Annotated in this window: 2 protein-coding genes; both read right to left on the bottom strand. The window is 64.5% G+C overall.

Annotation, left to right across the window (positions count from 1 at the left end):
- Positions 1 to 677: AIM24 family protein (locus U9980_RS11940; RefSeq protein ID WP_322767972.1), on the bottom strand; the 677-nt coding region annotated here is incomplete at its 3' end.
- 205 nt (positions 678 to 882) lie between these two features.
- A partial coding sequence (locus tag U9980_RS11945; protein WP_322767969.1) for an AIM24 family protein occupies positions 883 to 1576 on the bottom strand: 694 nt, incomplete at its 5' end.

A 1576-nucleotide genomic window follows, 5' to 3' on the forward strand; every position in this document is an offset into this window, starting at 1 on the left:
CACCCACGGACCGACAGGTTCGGTCGCTCGTCCTCGCTCGGCTGCACCACGACGAAACCCTGACCCGAGAAGCCGAGTTGGAACGCCTCACCCGAACCGCGTCCGATCAGACCGCCCAGGCGCGCGGTACGCCGCGGCTGGACCTGTAGGCCGTCGGTATAGGCGACCAGCGCGTCGGTGTCGACGAACGTCGGAGCCTCCCGGGTGTCAAGCACGATCGGGGTGCCCTTCGCGGTCATCGCGACCCAGCCATGGCCGCGGATGACCACGTTGAACATGCCCATCCCGGACAGCATGTTCACCCCGCGGACGCGTTCGATCCCCCACTGGAGGGTTGTGTCGAACGCGAGGATGTTCTTGCCGTTGACCGACAGGCCCTCGCCAGCGAGCTGGGTGACGATGACCTCCTTGCCGTAGTCGGCCAGGTAGAGCAGGCCCTGGCCGACAGCGGTCATCAACGGCACGCCCTCGCCGGTTGCCCACGAGGAAGCGATCCGTCGCAACTGTGGCGGCTGCGGGTTGAAGTCGATCAGACCCTCATAGGCGATCATTGAGCCGACCCTGGCGAACAGCTCCTGCCCAGGCTGCATGACAACCTTAGCAATCTTGGAACCGTGCCTGCTCATCCGGTCCATGATCTGAGTCTGGCCGAAGTGATCCATCAGTGTTCCGTGCACCGCAGCCTCCTCCAGGTTTCTCATGGGCCTCCGGGCGTGCGAGACAAACCATGATCGCACACCCTTTGGCCCTACTGGCTTCCCTCGGGCCTCCGGGCGTGCGAGACAAACCATGATCGCACACCCTTTGGCCCTACTGGCTTCCCTCGGGCCTCCGGGCGTGCGAGACAAACCATGATCGCACACCCTTTGGCCGGCTGGACCTCTAGACCTCGTACGGCTGGACAACCACGAAATGCCCCTGGAAACCCATGAACTGCAGGGCGAGGGACTCACCGCTACTACCGGCGTAGATCTGGCGGGAGATGCGTACCTGGGTCGAGACGCTCACCCGCATTCCGGACGTCCAGGCCACCAGCGCGTTCATGTCGGCGAATGTGGGCCCAGCGACGTTGAGCGTCATCGGCGTTCCCCTGGTCATCACCACGATCGAGCCCTTACCGGACACCTCGAAATGAAAGAAGCCACCACCTGGGATGCCGGCGCTCTCGATCCTCTTGATCTCGGTGTGCAGGGTACTGTCGAACGCCAGGATGTTCTTGGAGTTGATACACAGGGACTGGCCGTCCAGCTCGACGATGTGCAGGTCGGCGGCGTCGTGGGCGAGGAAGACCTCACCGCGCCCCTTGCACGTCATAAGCTTCAGACCCTGCCCCGTGAGCTTGTTCTCCAGCATCCCGCGCAGGCCGGAGCCCTTGTAGTCGAAGTCGATGTCGCCCTGGTAGGCCACCATGGACCCGCGCAGTGCGAGCACATCGGGGCCCTGGCCGAGGGTCGCCTTGACGAGTTTGGCATTCTGCTGCGTCCACCGGCCAGCCGTGGGGACCTCACGGTAAGGGTCCAGGCTGTTCATCGCGCCTGGCGCCACCGGCTGGCCCTGCGACGGCAGGATCTCGGTC

The sequence above is a fragment of the Protofrankia sp. Cr1 genome (assembly GCF_963555865.1).
GTDB lineage: Bacteria > Actinomycetota > Actinomycetes > Frankiales > Frankiaceae > Protofrankia.